The sequence below is a fragment of the Clostridium lacusfryxellense genome (assembly GCF_018861735.1).
Classification (GTDB): Bacteria; Bacillota; Clostridia; order Clostridiales; family Clostridiaceae; genus Clostridium_AD; species Clostridium_AD lacusfryxellense.
Map to the genome: position 1 here is coordinate 22981 of NZ_JAHLEB010000023.1, position 18640 is coordinate 41620.

At 32.9% G+C, this 18640-nt stretch carries 18 protein-coding genes and 1 pseudogene; 6 read left to right on the forward strand and 13 right to left on the reverse strand.

From position 1 onward, the window contains the following. Positions 1-55: 55 nt before the first annotated feature. The gene (locus KPL55_RS13880) at positions 56-808 is read right to left on the reverse strand and encodes a TSUP family transporter (protein ID WP_216307332.1); all 753 of its coding nucleotides are present in this window, start codon (positions 806-808) and stop codon (positions 56-58) included. A 341-nt stretch (positions 809-1149) separates the two neighbouring features. Here KPL55_RS13880 and KPL55_RS13885 point away from each other — a divergent pair, with 341 nt between their 5' ends. Both KPL55_RS13885 and rlmD read left to right on the forward strand, forming a co-directional pair. Next, positions 1150-1500: an RDD family protein gene (locus KPL55_RS13885; RefSeq protein WP_216307333.1), complete on the forward strand. Its 351-nt coding sequence runs from the start codon at positions 1150-1152 to the stop codon at positions 1498-1500. Between the two features lie 16 nt (positions 1501-1516). Next, the gene (gene rlmD / locus KPL55_RS13890) at positions 1517-2869 is read left to right on the forward strand and encodes a 23S rRNA (uracil(1939)-C(5))-methyltransferase RlmD (protein WP_216307334.1); all 1353 of its coding nucleotides are present in this window, start codon (positions 1517-1519) and stop codon (positions 2867-2869) included. A 574-nt stretch (positions 2870-3443) separates the two neighbouring features. Here rlmD and KPL55_RS13895 read toward each other — a convergent pair. Next, entirely contained in the window at positions 3444-4610 is a 1167-nt protein-coding gene (locus tag KPL55_RS13895) for an N-acetylmuramoyl-L-alanine amidase (protein ID WP_216307335.1), read from the reverse strand. Positions 4611-5894: 1284 nt separating this feature from the next. Between KPL55_RS13895 and KPL55_RS26770 the strand changes: the two are divergent. Further along, positions 5895-6206: pseudogene (locus tag KPL55_RS26770) on the forward strand (glycosyl-4,4'-diaponeurosporenoate acyltransferase CrtO family protein); the annotation flags it as partial. A gap of 127 nt (positions 6207-6333) precedes the next feature. On the opposite strand, the gene KPL55_RS13900 reads toward KPL55_RS26770, so the two are convergent. Next, on the reverse strand, positions 6334-7224 hold the full coding sequence (locus tag KPL55_RS13900; RefSeq protein WP_216307336.1) for a LysR family transcriptional regulator: 891 nt from the start codon (positions 7222-7224) through the stop codon (positions 6334-6336). 184 nt (positions 7225-7408) lie between these two features. Between KPL55_RS13900 and lpdD the strand changes: the two genes are divergently transcribed. Next, positions 7409-7720 (forward strand): prenylated flavin chaperone LpdD, encoded by a 312-nt coding sequence (lpdD, locus tag KPL55_RS13905; RefSeq protein ID WP_216307337.1) that lies wholly within the window; start codon positions 7409-7411, stop codon positions 7718-7720. Here the strand turns inward: lpdD and KPL55_RS13910 are convergent. Then, positions 7666-8034: a hypothetical protein gene (locus KPL55_RS13910; protein WP_216307338.1), complete on the reverse strand. Its 369-nt coding sequence runs from the start codon at positions 8032-8034 to the stop codon at positions 7666-7668. The genes lpdD and KPL55_RS13910 overlap by 55 nt on opposite strands. A gap of 174 nt (positions 8035-8208) precedes the next feature. On the opposite strand from KPL55_RS13910, the gene KPL55_RS13915 reads away from it, so the two are divergent. Further along, positions 8209-10095 (forward strand): subtype A tannase, encoded by a 1887-nt coding sequence (locus KPL55_RS13915; protein WP_216307339.1) that lies wholly within the window; start codon positions 8209-8211, stop codon positions 10093-10095. 237 nt (positions 10096-10332) lie between these two features. Here KPL55_RS13915 and KPL55_RS13920 read toward each other — a convergent pair whose 3' ends face one another. Genes KPL55_RS13920 through KPL55_RS13960 form a run of 9 tightly spaced genes read right to left on the reverse strand, consistent with a single transcriptional unit; the run spans position 10333 to position 17489 of the window. Further along, complete coding sequence (locus tag KPL55_RS13920) at positions 10333-10668, reverse strand: hypothetical protein (protein ID WP_216307340.1); 336 nt, start codon at positions 10666-10668, stop codon at positions 10333-10335. 50 nt (positions 10669-10718) lie between these two features. Further along, a complete protein-coding gene (locus tag KPL55_RS13925; protein ID WP_216307341.1) occupies positions 10719-11231 on the reverse strand; it encodes a MogA/MoaB family molybdenum cofactor biosynthesis protein in 513 nt (170 codons plus the stop codon). A gap of 46 nt (positions 11232-11277) precedes the next feature. Further along, positions 11278-11715: an MOSC domain-containing protein gene (locus tag KPL55_RS13930; protein ID WP_216307342.1), complete on the reverse strand. Its 438-nt coding sequence runs from the start codon at positions 11713-11715 to the stop codon at positions 11278-11280. Positions 11716-11738: 23 nt separating this feature from the next. Then, positions 11739-12719, reverse strand: a complete 981-nt coding sequence (moaA, locus tag KPL55_RS13935; protein WP_216307343.1) for a GTP 3',8-cyclase MoaA — start codon at positions 12717-12719, stop codon at positions 11739-11741. Continuing rightward, complete coding sequence (mobB, locus tag KPL55_RS13940) at positions 12709-13788, reverse strand: molybdopterin-guanine dinucleotide biosynthesis protein B (protein WP_216307344.1); 1080 nt, start codon at positions 13786-13788, stop codon at positions 12709-12711. Before mobB ends, moaA begins: the two co-directional genes overlap by 11 nt. A 34-nt stretch (positions 13789-13822) precedes the next feature. Further along, a complete protein-coding gene (gene moaC / locus KPL55_RS13945) occupies positions 13823-14317 on the reverse strand; it encodes a cyclic pyranopterin monophosphate synthase MoaC (protein ID WP_216307345.1) in 495 nt (164 codons plus the stop codon). A 17-nt stretch (positions 14318-14334) separates the two neighbouring features. Next, positions 14335-15540 carry a molybdopterin molybdotransferase MoeA gene (locus KPL55_RS13950; RefSeq protein WP_216307346.1) on the reverse strand — a complete coding sequence of 402 codons (1206 nt, stop codon included), beginning with the start codon at positions 15538-15540 and terminating at the stop codon, positions 14335-14337. Between the two features lie 2 nt (positions 15541-15542). Continuing rightward, positions 15543-16568, reverse strand: a complete 1026-nt coding sequence (locus KPL55_RS13955) for a molybdopterin-binding protein (protein WP_216307347.1) — start codon at positions 16566-16568, stop codon at positions 15543-15545. A gap of 30 nt (positions 16569-16598) precedes the next feature. Then, positions 16599-17489 carry a LysR family transcriptional regulator gene (locus KPL55_RS13960; protein ID WP_216307348.1) on the reverse strand — a complete coding sequence of 297 codons (891 nt, stop codon included), beginning with the start codon at positions 17487-17489 and terminating at the stop codon, positions 16599-16601. Between the two features lie 197 nt (positions 17490-17686). On the opposite strand from KPL55_RS13960, the gene KPL55_RS13965 reads away from it, so the two are divergent. Beyond that, the gene (locus tag KPL55_RS13965; RefSeq protein WP_216307349.1) at positions 17687-18574 is read left to right on the forward strand and encodes a LysR family transcriptional regulator; all 888 of its coding nucleotides are present in this window, start codon (positions 17687-17689) and stop codon (positions 18572-18574) included. The last annotated feature ends 66 nt before the right edge of the window (positions 18575-18640 follow it).

Sequence of the window (18640 nt, forward strand, 5' to 3'; positions counted from 1 at the left end):
TAAAAGAGAAAGCAGATGAAAATAAATCATCTGCTTTCTCTTTTATAAATAATATTTAAAAAATTCCTGCGAGCATTTTCACAGCAACGGCTAGGGACATGGTTACAAATATGGGTTTTATAAGCCGCGAACCTTTACTTAATGCAACTGTTGTGCCCATTTTAGCACCTATAATCATAGATAATGCAACTGGCAATCCTATGGCGTAATTTATTTTGCCACTAAGGGCAAACAAAATAAGTGCTGTTACATTACTAACAAAGTTTAAAATTCTAGCGTTAGCAGAAGAAGATACAAAGTTGAATCCAAAAATATTAATAAATCCAAAAACTAAAAAAGAACCAGTCCCAGGACCAAAAAAACCATCATAGAAACCTAGAGAAAGTGCAAGTAATATTCCGCATATTACATTTTTTTTAGTAAGTTTTTGAAATTTGTCTTTTAGTCCTAGTGATTTGGAGAAAAGAGTATAAATTCCAATAAACATGATAAGAATTAATACTAAAACATTTAGAAATTTTTGGTCTATATGTAGTACTGCTCTAACACCTAGCATTGAACCTATGAACGTGAAGGGAATGAGATATTTCAAAAGTTTAAAATTAGCCTTACCTGATTTTATAAATTGGAGCGAACTAGTAAAAGAACCAGCTGTGGCACTAAATTTGTTAGTACCAAGTACCATATGGGGAGGTAGACCTGCTAGCATAAAGGCCGGTACGCTTATTAATCCACCACCACCGGCTATGGAATCTACAAAAGAAGCCAAAAAACCAGCCATGCATAATAGAATAATTGTAGTTGTCATGTAACACCTGCCTATTTTGATGAATTTAAAAAAGAATATATATTATCATTACCATTATAAATGATAATAAGTATAAATTAAAGAAATATAGCAATTTAAGACAATGTTAGAAAAAAGAAAACAGTAAATCAGCATATTTTAAGGCGATAATCAATAACCTATTGATTTATATGGCATAAATACGTATTATATATAGTGGGAGTAAAACATTATAAGAATTTTCTAGTTTAAACTTTATTAGAATAAGCTGATTTATCAAAGTAAGCAGATTTAATAAAATAAACGGAGTTAATAAAATAAACGTTATTAAAAATATTAATATAATATTAGGGGGATTTAATATGTTAGAACAAAAAGATGAAATTGGAAACGAAAGAATAATTGATAAATTAAACAATGGAAGTGAAGAACTAGTTGGACAAGGCGGTAATAGAGCTATAAAACCTACTTTCTTTGATGCTTTTAAAGCTAGTATTATAGATTTAGTAGTTGTAGGAGCAATATCAACAGTAGGAGTATTTGCAGCTGATGCGCTTCTTAAAATAGCAGGATTTGCTATATCTGAAAAATTCACAATGGCATTTATAATCTTTATGGTTGTGATGGTTTTTTATATGAGTATTATGGAAAGTGGAAAAAAATCTGCAACAATAGGCAAGAAAGTAGCTAGATTAATTATTACAAAACGATAGGAGTTTGAATAAACGTATGCAAAAAAGAAAAGAGTACGAATTTAATATAGAAAAATTAGAATTTCCATCTCAAGGCATAGCATATTATGAAGGCGAAAAAGTTTTGATAAAAAACACATTGCCTGGACAAAAAGTAATTGCTAAAGTATCAAAAAAGAAAGCAGTTGGAGTAGAAGCTAAACTTGTAAAAATACTTGAGGATGTAGACTATAAAATTGAACCTCAATGCGCTATTACAGAGTTTTGTGGAGGATGTAGTCATCAATTTCTTACATACGAAAAACAATTAGAATTTAAAAAAGAACAGGTATTGAAGTTGTTTGAAGAAGCAGAAATAATGGATTTTGAGTTTTTAGGTATAGAAAAAAGCCCTGAGGTATTCGAATATAGAAATAAGATGGAATTTACATTTGGAGACTTCTTAAAAAATGGTGAATTAACTCTAGGTATGCATACCAAAGGCAGAAGCTTTAGTATTGTTACTGTTGATGATTGTAGAATTGTAGATGTAGATTTTAGAGAAATTTTAAAAGTAGTATTAAACTATTTTAAAGAACTAAAATTACCACACTATAAAGTAATGGAGCATGAGGGATATTTAAGGAACTTAGTTGTTAGAAAGGCTAAAAACACTGGTGAGATATTAGTAAATATCGTAACTACAAGTCAAATAGATTTCGATCTTAATGAAATAACAAATAAGCTTAAAGAATTAAAATGCGATGGAAATATTACAGGAATAATACATACATTTAATGACTCTTTATCGGATATAGTTCAATCTGATAAAACTGAAACATTATTCGGAAGAGATTACATTATTGAAAAATTATTAGATTTGAAGTTTAAAATTAATCCTTTTGCTTTTTTTCAGACCAATACAAAAGGTGCAGAAAAACTTTATAGTTTAGTTAGAGACTTTTTAGGTGATTCAGAGTCTAAAGTTGTGTTTGATTTATATTGTGGAACTGGGACTATAGGACAAATTGTTGCAGCTAAAGCTAAAAAAGTTTTAGGAATTGAATTAATAGAAGAAGCAGTTGCTGCTGCAAATGAAAATGCGAAAATTAATGGATTAGATAATTGTGAGTTTATAGCAGGTGACATTGCAAAGGTTATAAAAGAGGTAAAGGATAAGCCAGATAGCATTATTCTAGACCCACCAAGAGCAGGAGTTCATCCTACAGCTCTAGACTATGTAATAAAGTTTGATGCAAACCATATAGTTTATGTTTCTTGTAATCCTAAAAGCCTAGTGGTTGATTTGAAAGAAATGATAGATAGAGGATATAAGGTGAATAAGGTCATATTAATGGATATGTTCCCTCATACACCACACATTGAGACGATAGTTAATCTAATCAAGTAATACCAACAGTTGCAAAGGTTTGAAAGCTTAAAGTTTATTCATTTCCGACGGCTATTCAAGCACGTCGGAAAAGTTTTTTTAAATGTATACCAATAATTTGTATAAGATCAATAATTATAGGAAAGGACGTTAAAACCAAAAGAAAGAACTATCTGAGCTCAGATAGTTCTTTCTTTTGGTTTACAATAACATTTTTTATATTGTATGGCACAGGTCAAGTTATATTACCATGTTATATTTTCATTTGTGATACTCCTTAAAATCAAATTAATTACAGACAAAACAACTACTTGTAATTCAGGTGTAATTATATCTTTACCTTAAATTTGTTGTGCCATAGCTCCTACTAGCATAATTGCATTTACATAAATCGTTTTACTCAAATACCATTTCTTGCTAACTACCACTTCTGCTTTTTTTATTTCTGGCATATTACATTCCTCCTTTTGGCTTCTACCTCTCTTAATTTATAAATATAGTTAAAATGAATAGGCCTTTTGTTCCTTAAGATTTTTTAGTTCATATTCACGCATCTCATCTGTATATAATATCGTTCAAATTTTATTTGCTAAGATCATTTTATTAACTTATTCCAAGTTTTATTTCCAACTATTCCATCACTATCTAAGCCATTTGCATTTTGATAGATAATTACTGAATTTTTAGTAACATTTCCGAATATACCATCCACAGCTACGCCCAATTTACTCTGCAAATATCTTACTACAATTCCCTTCGAACCTACTTTAAGAAGTGGCTTTGCCAATACAGAATTTATTGCATTTATAGTATTAACTCCAGCAATTCCATCAACGGCAAGCCCCAATTTCCATTGACAAACCTTTATAGCAAATATGCTGTTATCACCTGTAATTCCATCTTCACTTAACTTTAAGCCATTTTTACCTTTGAATCCCAATCTATTTAAAGATTTTTGTATTGAAAGTAACTTTGTATCTATACTTGTAGGAGTAGTTGTTGTAGCAGTATTATTACCACCAACAACTTTCCCATTTTCATCAAATACTTTATAACCAGGTAAAGTCTTAAGAAGATTGAGTGCATTTTGCAAATTAGAATAAGCCCCTTTTTGAGATTTAACAGCCTCCCATGATAATCGAACTCTATATGTGTGTCCTAGAACCACAGGTTTTGGAATTGCATTATTAGAATTCGTTGTCGTAGATTTATTAAAAGTTAAACCTAAATACGAAAATATTCCCTTGACAATTGAGAGCGCAATTTTTTCTTGAAAAGCATATTGTAATAACGAAGTTTCTTCTAAAGCATTAGATATAAATGCAGTTTCGACTAAAATAGCTGGCATATAACTCATTCTTAAAACTCCGAAATTCGCAGTCTTACTCCCACGATTTGTTAATGACGTTGCTTTAACAAGTTCTGATTGTACAAATTTTGATAATTTTAATCCATTAGAACTTGAAGGATGAGAAAAAGTTTCCACTCCATGAGCGGTTTTATTTACAGCGGAATTACAATGGATAGATATGAATGTATCACATTTGTTGTTATTTGCTATTGTCGCTCTCTGTGCTAGAGTTAAATATTTATCTGTGGTTCTCGTATATATTACCTTTTGTCCATTCTCTATTAGAATCCTACCTACAATTTTAGCAATAACTAGAACAATATCAGCTTCATGAGAACGCTTACCTACTGCTCCTGGATCGCTACCACCATGTCCAGGATCCAAGCAGTGTGTAAATATTTTATTGATCATTAATATTTCACTCCTTATATATTCAGTTGCAAGGATTGATAATTAATCAGTCAGAAGAACTACCAAAGTTGCAAACAATCTTTTAATTAATATTTTCGGCTCTAATATAGTTTTATTATTATTTTTCGAGCAACATTTAAAAATATTTAAGCGGGTGATTTTAGCTGCAATTATTTTAGATAATTAAAACTATCGAATAAATAACTAAAATAAATTATTTATGTAATATAATATATGTTGTACTTTAAAAAACGTTATAGTAAAAAAGAGCTTAAATATTTTAAAATATATATAATGGACTCTAGTTTTATGGTGGCAATGCCACCCGTTTGCCACCGTTACACAAAATATTATTAGATACAATTAGTTAATATAAAAGCATTGATTAAAAGATACATAAAATTCAATGATGTGGTGGGAATTCCGACCATTTTCCGCCGGTCCATAAAATATGATTAGATATAATTAAATAATTTTAGTGCTTAAAAATTATTATATACCTCATATATGGTATTATATCAATGCTCACAGAGTATTATAAAATATATACAGATAAAATAAAATGCAAAGTATAGACACACACCTCACATTGAGACTATTGTGGATATAGTGAAGGCAAGTCAATAGGTTCAAGGGTTTAGATGTTTAAAACCTAATCAGATTATGAATTTTTCCGACAGTTACTCAAGTTCGTCGGAAAAGAAAACTAAATTTTATAAATTAATTAATCAATAGGAAGAGGGTAAATAAAATACCTTCTTTTTTTATTATGGTTTAAAATATTAGGATAGCACTAACATTTTCCATTTAAAGACTATAAATAATAGTAACCGTTGTATAAGTTGGTATAATTTAATCAGAGTTGTTTCTCAGTAGTATTATATTGTTCACTAACAGAGCCTATAAGAATGGCTTGATTTTGATCATACATTAATTATATAATATTTTAATAATTTTAATTTTTATACTTAATGATATGAGTGTCTTATGAGTAACAAAGGGTGAGTATGAAGGGGGTAATAAATATGGGTATTGCCTGGATCTAAATTGGTTTAATTCGAACGATTAATTATACAAGCTTTTAAGGAGCTGTTTAGTAAAGAAATAACAAAATTAACTTACTATTTACTGTTTTTTTGTGTAGGGGTTTTCGGTGAAATAGTTTTACTCTTTCAAGGTGCCTACTATGTATATTTCTTACAGAGATGAGATGTCAGCCTATCAAGGTTTAGATATAATGGAAAGAAGTGTGTGCATACAACATGATTAAGGTACAAGTATCTTGGTGTTCATTTTTTTAAAAAATTATTATTATTATTATTATTAAGTGGTTGGGAGAGAAGTAGAAAAAAGGAAACTCCTATCAGAAAATCTTTGAATTCTTTAGAATTTTATGAATACAGGACCCGAACATCTGAATTTGGTCACGTAATTATTGCTATTATTATTTCAATGATTGTATATGTTTCTATGGCGTACTCTTTCAAGGAAACAATATGGTTAATATTTCTTAATATATTTATGAACATATACCCAATTATAGTCCAGCGCTATAATCGTCCACGGGTACGGCGAGTGATTAATAAACTAAATTAAAACATTATAATTTTGCTAAAGAAATTGATAATATAGTGAGGTTTTATCACTAAGGGTTACACTTACTATAACTATATTTTTGTTAAAATCACACGTCATCCTCCTTAAGGGTCCGAGATAGGTAACTTCACAGTTGGTGTAATGATTTTTGAGATAAGTATTTCCAAAAAATATCAGAAGCGGATGAATGTTTTTTTGATTTGGATCGTATAAAAGCCAATTCGCTCCTTACTATAATATCTATAGGTATGACTACAATTCCGGGATAATGCAGACATTTAACAGAATTTTCCATCATAAGTGAAATAACCATACCATTAGAAACAAAGTCTAAAATATTAACAATACGTGTTCCGCTGTAGCCTATTTGGGGCTTAAAACCAGCATTTTCGCATGCGACATAAAACAAATTGAAAAGCTGTGTGTTTTTATCCAGTTGAAAAAAAAGTTCGTTTTTAAGTTCTAAGAGTGGAATCATTTCTTTCTTTGAAAGGCGATGATTTTGAGGAAGAACTACTGCAAACTTATCAAATTTAAATGTGATTTTTTCATATTTATCTGAATTCGTTTCAAAAATACGGATAAAAGCAATATCACAGGATACTTCGTCTAATTCCCTGAGTAGATTGATGCTTTCGATTTCCTTTACATCGAGCAGAACATCTGAATAATTGTTACAAAATTCTGCAATTAGCCTAGGCAAATTGTAATTTGCCATAACAGGAATAGCACCCATTTTTATAATGGAGCATTTGGAATTCTGAAAAGGAAGAATCGCTTGGTTTAATGCGGAATAATCGGACAGGATTTTTTTAGCATAAGGCAGTAAAGCTTTTCCGGCATCTGTTAGTGAAATTTTCCGGTGCTCACGGAAAAATAAGGTTATATCCAATTCTTTTTCCAAAGTAATAATCTGCTTGGAAATATTACTTTGTGTTGTAAAGTTCATTTCTGCTGTTTCAGTAAAATTTAAGGTTATTGTCAAATCTAAAAAGCATCTTATGTGTTCAATTTTCATAATTCCTTCAGCATTCCTCTAACTATTCTAATATGGAATAGTATATCACAAAACTTGAATTGATTGAATATCTTTTTTTATATAGAATAGATAAAAGCGGAGGGATAAAATATCTTGTTGGTAAAATTCTTGATCAGTTTGATATCGAGGGAGAATCCTTTTTAAGATGGGGAGGAATTTAAACATGCAGCAGTTAAAAATAAAAAGTGAGGTTTATGGATATGACATAGAAGCAAATATTACCGCTATGAGCTCGGATATTCATATATTACTTACAGGAGGATGTCTTCCTCACACTGTTGCTGTCAGTATCTTTGAAGATGTGAAAGAAGTCGGATTTATACAATTGGACGGACACAAGGATGGTCTGGTCAGCAGTAAATGGGCAAAAAAAATATCGGAAGAGTTTCATTGCAGGGTAACAGTTGTATGTGGAATACATTATGACAACGTAACAGGGCACCAAAGATGCCCACGGCCGCCGGCGTTATCGTAAATATAGGTGTGCGGAGAGCCACATTGAGGGCACAAAGTATCAGGTGATATAGGATGTTTACCCCGAGAATTAACAGTCTTTTTATCCTTACCATGAGTGGTCTTATACTCGTCTAAGAGTTGCTTGTAATCAAGTTTTTTAAAAGTTTTAATAATTGGTAATTTATCCACAGTAAGTTTTTTATATTTAGGGCTTGTCATATCGTATTTCGGAACCTTTAATGGTATATTTTTAGCTATAAAAATAAGTAATTGTTTAATTTGAGAAAGTAATACTTGATTATATGTAACTAACATTGATATAATTGAACTCACAATGACACCTTCTTTAGGGAATTTTTGTTGAGTTTAGATACAACAATTATACCAAAAAGAGGGGGTCATTGTTTTTTTTGTTAAAAACAGCTACAAACCCTGCAATAGCAGGGTTTTAAATAAATAAAACAAAGATAGTGTTAACACTATCAAAATTTTACTGGAGGTAAAAAAATGAAATTATCTAAAAAAATATTATCTTTTATTCTTTTGGGAGCAATGGTTGCATCCCTTAGCTCATGCTCAAATTCTTCTAGTTCTTCCTCAGAAGAATCTTCTGGTACAACAAGCAGCTACACTCAAGATGAAGAAAAACTGACTTTTAATAGCGCTAAGTGGAACTACGACAAAACCAACGATGTTTATTGGCAGATTAAAGTTGGATATTGCGCCAACCCTATGACCACTGATTATGAGACCATGGGTATCTATGTTCCGGGAGCGTATATGACCGGTACAGCCAATAGTGATGGGACTTACACCTGTGAACTCAATACAAACAGCAAAGTAAACGGGTATACCGCATCAACTGCGCCAATTGTATTTCCGATAAATACTCCAGGTTATGCAGGACAGGCGTCTCCGACTTCTTACAGTTACGATGGCATTTCTAGCTATATTAAGGCGGGACAAATCTATGTATATGCTGGTATGCGCGGTAGAAGCAGTATAATGGGCACAAGTAGCTCCAATGAGGCTTATAGCGGTGGCGCACCTTGGGGTGTTACTGATTTAAAGGCAGCTGTCCGTTATTATCGCTTTAATAAAAGTGCTCTTCCTGGTAATACAGACAATATTTTCACGTTTGGGATGAGCGGAGGCGGAGCGCAGAGTGCTCTGGTGGGTGCAACTGGTGATAGTAAACTTTATTACAGTTACCTGGAATCCATCGGTTCTGCAATGTACGATAAAGACGGTAATACTATCAGCGACGCTGTTTCCGGGTCAATGTGCTGGTGTCCGATTACAAGTTTAGACTCAGCTGATGAAGCTTATGAATGGAATATGGGGCAATATTTTTCCACCGATACCCGTGCAAGTACAACATTTACATCTGCACTGTCTAAAGATTTGGCCCAGTCTTATGCACCTTATATCAATAAACTTGGACTTAAAGATCAAAATGGAACAAACCTTGCGCTTACCGAATCCAGTACTGGAATCTATACATCAGGAACTTATTATGATTATCTCCTTTCAGTAACTGAGGGGTCCTTAAATAACTTTTTAAGTGATACAAAATTCCCTTATACGGAAAGTACTAGTTTTATGGCTAGTGGTAATTTTGCCGGAGGTGATACTGATAGTGAAAAACCGGCAATGGGTGGTACTGATAGTGAAAAACCGGCAATGGGTGGTACTGATAGTGAAAAACCGGCTATGGACGGTACTGGGGGTGCCAACTCAAGCGAAGCTACGACACCTAAGACATATGAAACTGTACAAGATTATATTAATTCTTTGAATTCTGACGAAAAATGGATAGTATATGATTCAAAAACCAACACTGCAAAAATTACAAGCATAGAAGCATTTGTTAAAAATTGCAAGCCTACGACTAAGGCGGTTGGTGCATTCGATGCCGTAGATCGCAGTCAGGGAGAGAATAACCTTTTTGGAAATGGCCAAGCCGATTCGTTGCATTTTGATTCGGTTATAGCAAGTCTCTTAAAAACAAACTCTACGGCATATGCAAAATTCAGCGATTGGAAGCCTTCTTATATAACAGATTATGAGAATGACCTTAAATCTGTTGATAGCCTTGGAACAAGTATGCAAACTCGTGTGGACATGTATAATCCAATGTATTTCTTATCCGATTATTATGCCGGTTACAAAACCTCCACAGTAGCAACCCATTGGAGAATACGTACGGGAATCGATCAAGGTGATACAGCTTTAACAGTTGAAACAAACTTGGCATTGGCACTGCAAAGCAACAGCAGCATTAAAGATGTTGATTTCGAGACCGTTTGGGGTTTGAAACACACAATGGCTGAACGCACCGGTGACAGCACAGATAACTTCATTAAGTGGGTCAACGAATGCGTGAGTGAGTAAATGAATAATAGAATCCTTAAAATAACACCAGTTGATGTTTTAGACTGGTGTTATTTTTTATATTGAAATATTTTAAAAAAATTATGATTAAACAGGTAAATCTGAAATTCTCTTAATAATACCACTTTTTTATTAGGAAGCTTTTTATTTTTTCCCGAGAGCTTTAGTTTTAGAGGTTTTCTTCTTATAAAAATACATTTTTCTTAGGTTTGCTCTGTCGGTAGACAGATTTGAGAGTCATAATCTAGAGATAAAATCATAATGAGCGCCAAGTGATGGGACATTATTTATATTGCAGCCTATACATGTGGCAAGTAACTCACTGGCATGGAGCTTTTTAACCCAGTTGGTAATGCTTGCTTCCTTTTGAAAAAGCATTAAAGGAAATGAACGAAATATTTCGGGTTGAAGAGTTGCATGTCTACCAATATTAGAATAATAAGATTTTAATATCTCTCTAAGAATATCTAAGTCTAAGCAATACAACTTAGATTTAATCGTGTTATAACATATCCCTCTAAAATATTCTGAAATATATTTTAGAGGGATATGTGTATAAGGTTCGTATTTCATACATTGGACTAAATCGCTAACAGCGATACATACGAGTATGAATAATACAACTATTTTGAAGGTGCTGCGCAATCAAAAGCAGTACCTTTTAGTATTTCTATGCCATGGCCAAGATTTGTAATAATATATTCTAAGTTTTCTTTTACAGCTTTAGGGCTCCCTGGTAAATTAACTATTAGAGTTTTATCACGAATTCCAGCGACACCTCTACTTAGCATAGCGCGGGGTGTGATTTTAAGACTATTGTAGCGCATAGCTTCTGCAATTCCGGGGGCATTTCTTTCAATAACGCAAAGAGTGGCTTCAGGAGTTATGTCACGGGGAGAAAAGCCAGTGCCACCTGTTGTTATGATTAAATCTATACCTTTTTTACACATAGCTATTAGTGCATTACTTAACATGCTTTTATCATCTGGTAGAAGTTTGTAATCCAGAACTTCAAAATCGTGCTTTTTTAGAATTTCAGAAACTAGAATACCACTTACATCTTCTCTTTGGCCTTGGTAACCTTTGTCGCTGGCTGTGATTATACCAGCTGTAATTTTTTGCTTGAATGGTTCCATTAAATTCATCTCCCTAAACAAATCATTCTAATCCACACTAAGGGTATTATAGAGCAAGTTCAACTTCCATCTCATCTCCGATTTTCATTTTGCCACCGAAAATAACTCTTGCAAATACCCCTTCTTTAGGCATAATGCACTCGCCCATTTTTTTATAAATCTGGCAGTGGGAGTGACACTCCTTACCAATTTGTGTTACTTCTAAAACTATATTTTTACACTTAAGTTTTGTACCTACAGGTAAAGTTTTAAAGTCTATACCTTGTACAATAACATTTTCGCCAAAAGCACCATCATTTACTATAGCCCCTCTTTCTTTAAAGGCTAGAATTTTATCATAGGATAAAAGGCTTACTTGTCTGTGCCAGTCCCCAGCATGAGCGTCACCTTTTATACCGAAATTTTCTATAAATTCACCTTGGCCCATATTTTCCTTTTCTGTTCCGCGTTTTTCACTAATACAAATGCCAATAATTTTCCCCATAATACACCTCATTTTAAATTTTTTTAACCACCGATTTGTGACATGTTTTTTTGTTCTTTATATTTTCCAGGCTGGTTTCCAAAAAAATCATGGCTTTCTGGTTTCTCTAGAATTGTAGATTCTATAGCTTTTAAAATTTCATCGCAAGAGACATCGCTTCTTAAAAGAGAGAGAACATCCAACCCCTTATTATATTGTAAGCAAGTTTTTAAAAATCCAGATGAAGTTAAGCGAATGCGGTTACAAGAGCTACAAAATTTGTGGCTCACTGCACTAACAAATCCTATTTTCCCATGGAAACTTGGGGGTGTATAGTAGGTAGAAGGACCATTTCCAAGTTTCTGACTACAGGGGGTAAGATTTCCAAATTCTTTTTCCAGTATAGAAACCATACGATTTTCTTTAATACAAGTATAATTTGTACCGTAGCCAATGGGCATCATCTCAATAAAACGGACTAAAATATTACGATGTTTTGCCAAAGAGGCTATATTTATAAGTTCAGAATCATTTACTCCTGATATTGGAATGCAATTAATTTTTACTGATTTAATGTTAGCTTCTAATGCTTTATCTATACCGAGTAGTACTTTTGAAAGTTGATTTCTTCTAGTAATAAGCTTAAAAGTGTTTTCATCCATGGAGTCTAGGCTTACATTTATACCGTCTATGCCTGCTTCTTTTAAAGCGGGCATATTTTCTTCTAGAAGAACTCCGTTTGTAGTAAGAGTTACTTCTTTTATACCAGGAATGTTTTTGATACCTTTAATAATATCTATACAGTTTTTTCTAACTAATGGTTCCCCACCAGTGATTTTTATTTTAGTTATGCCAAGCTTAACAAAGAGGGTACAAAGTTTTATTATTTCTTCAAAGGACATTGTTTTTAAAGAACAACTATTATTAGAACCTTCCTGCGGAAGGCAGTAGATGCATCGTAAATTGCAGTTATCTGTAATGGATATTCTTATATAATCTATGTTGCGATGTAGTTTATCTAGCAAGGTCGACACCTCCTTTTGTGTAATTTATTATTAAATCAGCAATGATGTATATATTATTCAAATCTATAACACGGCCTTCAAAGCTAGTAGGGCCATCAGTTGCTAGGGCTATAATAGTTTTTGGGTCACCTACAGGTGCACTAGAATTTTTAAACCTTACTATTTCTATTTTTTTATATGAAGAGTATTTAAAGCCTTCAAGTAAAATAAGATCAACTTCACTAAACTCTTCTATAAGCATAGCTTCACTAATAAAGGGCTGATTTTTTATTAACATGTACTTTGTATTTGAAAAAGCAGAGGTCCCGTAGGCTCCGGCCTCAAGGTGTTTATAAGTATCAGTATTGGGGGTATCTGCCTTAAAGTCGTGGCCATCATGTTTTATAGTTGCAACCCTTAGTCCTTTTTCTTTTAATAGAGGAATCAGCTTTGTGATAAGGGTTGTTTTTCCAGAGTTTTTAACACCACTAATAGCAAGAACCCTAGGGTATGACTTTTTAGAAAAAATTTCCCCATACTGAAGCTTAGTATTAATATTTGAAAGTTCTTCATCCTGAAATACAGTGTTAGAAATATCGATGTATTTTACTTTAAGTAAATTTAAACTATTCCAAAGTTTATAGTTTCCCTTTTCAATTTGTTCCCTCAGTAAGTTTAAACATTTTTTACTGTAAAGTGAACAAAGAGGATGGGCTCTTTTACTTCTATCAATAGGTACGTATACATCAAAATCACTACTTATATAACTACAAATGAATTCTATAAAAGAAGAAGATATTAAAGGTGTATCACAAGAACAAACAAAAATATAGTCGCTTTTAATAGAGTGAAGTCCAGAATATAGCCCTCCTATAGGACCTATGGACTCATATTCATCGGTTATTAAATTGTAACTTGAAAGTTTAGATGATTGCCCTTTATTACAACTTATATAATTAGAAGGGAATATAGAAAGAGACGTTAGTATTACGTCTAAAAAGCTTTTATCATATAATTTTAAAAAGGCTTTGTCTTGTCCCATACGGGTGCTATGTCCTCCTGTTAAAACTAAACCAGAAATTGTATACATTTCTTCTCCTCCAAAAATAAAACATATTTAAAGGCTATGTAAATTTTTTATTAAAGTAGTCGCCACTTTTTCCACCGCTTTTTCTAACCAAGTGAATATTTGTAATCTCCATGGATCTGTCCAGAGCCTTACACATGTCGTAGATAGTAAGTAAAGCTATACTCACTCCAGTTAGTGCCTCCATTTCCACACCAGTTTGCCCTGAAACCTTAGTTGTACAAATGGCGTGTATGCATAAAGCAACTTCGTCTATAGTAAAGTCAATGCTACACTTTGTCACAAATAAAGGGTGACACATAGGAATAAGATCTGAGGTTTTTTTTAGTCCCATTATGCCCGCAATCCTGGCAACACCAAGTACATCACCTTTATGAACTGTGTGCCCTGTAATGGCATTAATAACTTCTTTACTTACTTTGATACTTCCTTTAGCAGTAGCTACTCTTTCTGTAACAGGTTTAGTTGATACGTCTACCATAATGGCATTGCCACTTGCGTCAAAATGCGTAAGATTACTATCAGTATTCATATTACTCTCCTTAATTTTTATATTAAAATGATTTTTATATTTTGTCCATCTAATAAGCCTTGACTGCCTTTTTCTATATCTATAAGGCAGTTGCAATAAGTCATAGAGTAAAGGGCACCTGAAGAAAGTAAACCTTCAGGAAGACTCACTTCACCTTCTGAAAATATTCCTCTAAGGAATCTTCTAGTAGCACTTTTTTTAGTAAAGCTGCCCTTAAATATAGCCTTTTTATGCATTAAATCAAGGCTTGGGTCGTAGCATAGTTTGGATACTAGCGGGCGAGCTATAAGTTCAAAAGTGGTAAGGGCTGCAAAGGGGTTTCCAGAAAGACTTATAATTGGTTTTTTTCTGTATTCCCAGTAAATCACAGGAGTTCCTGGTTTTATATTAACTCGCCAAAAATACTGCTTAGCGCAAAGAAGAGGAAGTACATCATGGAAGATATCCTTTTTTCCAACAGAAACTCCACCCGTAGTTATTAAAAGATCTAAATCATCAATGTGCATTGTAATAGCATTTGCTACATCTACAATGTGGTCTTTAAGAGGAGACATTACAGTAACCTCTACGGATAATTCTTCTAGTCTAGATTGCAGCAAATAAAGATTAGAATTATATATTTTGCCTTCCTCTAGATTATTACCTAGAGGGGTCAGTTCATCTCCAGTAATTAATAAACCTACCCTTACTTTTTCTATAACGGATATCCGCTGAATACCCATACTAGCAAGTACACCTAAGTGTATATATGATAGTTTTTCACCTTTTCTTATAATTGTAGTGTCTTTTTTAATATCTTCACCTAAAAAGCAGAAATTCTCATAGGGCTTGAGGCTTTTATATATTTGAACTACATTTTCTCCGTAGTTTGTATTTTCTTGAGCTATAACGCAGTCACATCCATCAGGAATTTTTGCACCAGTCATGATTCGGATAGCTTCACCACATTGAAGTTTTTTATTAAAGGTGGCACCGGCACAAACTTCCCCTATAACGCAAAGGGTTACAGGTTTTTTAGAAGTTGCAAGGTGGGTGTCACTAGAATTTAAGGCGTAACCGTCTAGTGGAGAACGATTAAAAGGCGGATTATTAATAGGTGCAAAAATGTTTTCACTGCAAATTCTCCCCCTAGCTTTTGAAATTTCTATAAGTTCAGTCTCTTTATTAGGGGATACTGAATTAAGCACGATTTTGAGGGCTTCTTCTAATTCTATATTTGGCATATTTACACCCCTTTTCCAAAACTACAGTTAGGAAAGGAGCAAGTATCACATTGCAAGCATAAGCCACCATGGGAAAGAACTGCAAAATCACACTTTGACAAGGTGGTACCAGCTATAACTCTTGGTAAAATCAAATCAAAGATAGTATTCTTAGCATACATCACGCAACCAGGTAGACCCATAATAGGAGTAGAATCTTCAAAGTAACCAAGTAAGAACATAGCACCAGGAAGCACAGGAGCCCCATAGGTAATAATAGTAGCTCCAGAAGATTTAATAGCACTTGGAGTTCTGTCATCGGGGTCAACACTCATGCCACCAGTACATAAAATCATTTCACAGCCACATGATTTTAATTTTAAAATGGCTTCTATTATCATTGCCTCATCATCATTTACCGTAAAGTGCTCTATGACTTCAAGGTCGTAATTCTTGAGTTTTTCAATTATTACAGGTGTAAAAGTATCTTTTATTCTACCATAGAAAATTTCACTTCCTGTAGTAACTATACCAACCTTAAGTTTCTTAAAAGGAAAAAGTTTAAGTAGAGGAGTAGCACCTACAATTTCAGCTGCTCTTTGAAGTTTATCTTTTTCTATAACAAGAGGAATAACTCTTGTACCTGCCAGCTTATCCCCTTTTTTTACAGGAAAATTCGTGTGTCTAGTAGCAATGATTATTTGATCTAGGCAGTTGACCTCAATAAGTCTTTTTGTATCTACGCAAAAGAGGCCAGCTACATCTGCAATAATATCAATTTTACCTTCCTTAACTTCGCTTGGGTGCATATATTCGTTTTTGCAAAAATTATAAATGAATTTAGCAGCATCATCCTCGTGCAGCGTATTTTCATTTTGCTCCCAAACATAGAGATGATCCTTTCCGAGAGAAAGTAAAACTGGAATGTCTTCTTTTTTAATAATATGGCCTTTTTTGAAGGCACGATCTTTAACTTTATCTTTTATAATTTGAGTTATGTCATGACAAAGAATATGACCAACAGCATCTATGGTTTTAATTTCTTTCATAAGTTAACAGTCCTTTCTAATTTAAGAAGATTATTCTTTAACCCCAACAGACAATGCTTCTATGAAATTTTTTATTGCTGGGTTGTTATCTGATTTTCTCCAAGCTGCAATAACATCAAACGAATATTGACTTCCTTTAAGTGGTACAAAACGAACTTTTTCACTTGCATTAGATTTGAGTTTTTGGGGGATAATTGCAATGCCATATCCCGCTTCAACCATTAATAATGAAGAATTTATACATTTATATCGAATCTTCTTGTCCTGAGATATTTTTTCTGAATTAAAAATATCGTTAACAAATGTTGCATACCCATTAAAATTCTTAGTTGAAGGCATTAAAATGCGCTCTGAATGTAACTCATGGATCATGACATTTTGTTGTTTAGCTAAAGGATGATTTTTACATACGACGGCACAAAGAACGTCCTTATATAGCTTGTATGTATCGCACCACGATAAAAGATCTTTATCAAAGTTAAGGGTCAGGATTAAATCAACATCATTATTTTTAAGCTTTTGGGGTAATTCTCCATATTCACAAGCCATTAATGTTAGTTCAATATGAGGGTAAAGATTTTCAAATAGGTGTATAGATGATCCAAGAATATCTCTAGTATGTGCATGTAAATAACCGATTTTCAAATCCTTTTTAATTCCCCATACTGCCAGTTTTATTTTCTTCATACCTTCATCATACCGATTTACTATAGCAATAGCCTCGACTAAAAATAATTTTCCTATTGATGTTAATTCAACGCTATGGTGATTTCTTATTAACAAAGTTACGCCAATTTTCAATTCCAATAATGCAATATGTTTACTAATTACAGACTGTGTAATATAAAGTTCTTGCGCTGTTGTACTAAAATTTAAGTTTTTAGAAAGTGCAATAAACTCACGCAACAAGCTAATTGGCATCTCTTATCTCCTTTCTGTAAGTTTAAATACTATCTTATAACAATATATTTCTTGAAATGGTTTGCATTAGCTTGCCTACTATTATGGCTAGCTTTCATTTTAAAAAGTATCTTTGTTAATAAAATATCACAATAGACACTTGTAATCAATTTCGAATCATCATATAATTAATTCAAAAACGGAATAGGTGAGATGTGATGACAGAAGACCAATTGAAATATTTTGTAACTATAGTGGACACTGGTAGTTATATGGAAACTGCTTTAGAGCTAAATATTGCTCAATCTTCTATTAGTAAACAAATACAAGCATTAGAACGTGAATTAGGTGTTCAACTCTTTAATCGTCAACATAGACGGATTGAATTAACAGATAAAGGAGAGCAATTATTACCTCAAGCTAGACAGGCATTAGAAGAAATTCGTCGTTTGACATATATGGCGGAAAAGTTACAACCTGGATATAAAGAGAGAGTTATAGTACTAACTTTGCCTGTAATGAGTTATTATGGTTTGTATATTCCTATGAGTCGATTTGAATTAGAGAATCCTTCTTTCATAATCAATATCATGGAGCTAGAAGAACCCCAATTATTTCGTAAAATGTTAGGTAATAGTTTTGATATAGCAATAACTTATTGGCATGAACAAAACCTAGCTAATAGCAAAAATACTTTTGTTCCTGTCTCTGTAGATGAAATTGTTTTAGCTGTTCATAAAGATAATCCTTTAGCAAAACTAGATCATGTTACTCCGGAACAATTAAAAAATACTTCTCTTATGTTAATGGAAACTTATACATGTATATCTACCTTATGTATGACTTTCTTTGAAGAACATGATATTGTTCCGGATATTATAGCTAGAGGGAGACCAGAAACTATTTTGAGTGGGGTAGAAGCTAAACGTGGTTCTGCTTTAATAACACGTAGACTAGCCAGTCATTTGTTAGCTGAAAATGTTGTTTTAATACCTGTTTCACCTAGTATTCCAACTATACTAGGCGTGGTTATTAATAAAGACAGTCAAAAGAATCCTAAGGTTAAAGAACTAGTTAATAGGTTAATAGCTAGAAATAATGAATAATAAAAATGGACTGGTTATTCTTTTTTGGAATAATCAGTCCTTTATTTTGAATTGGGAATCTAAATC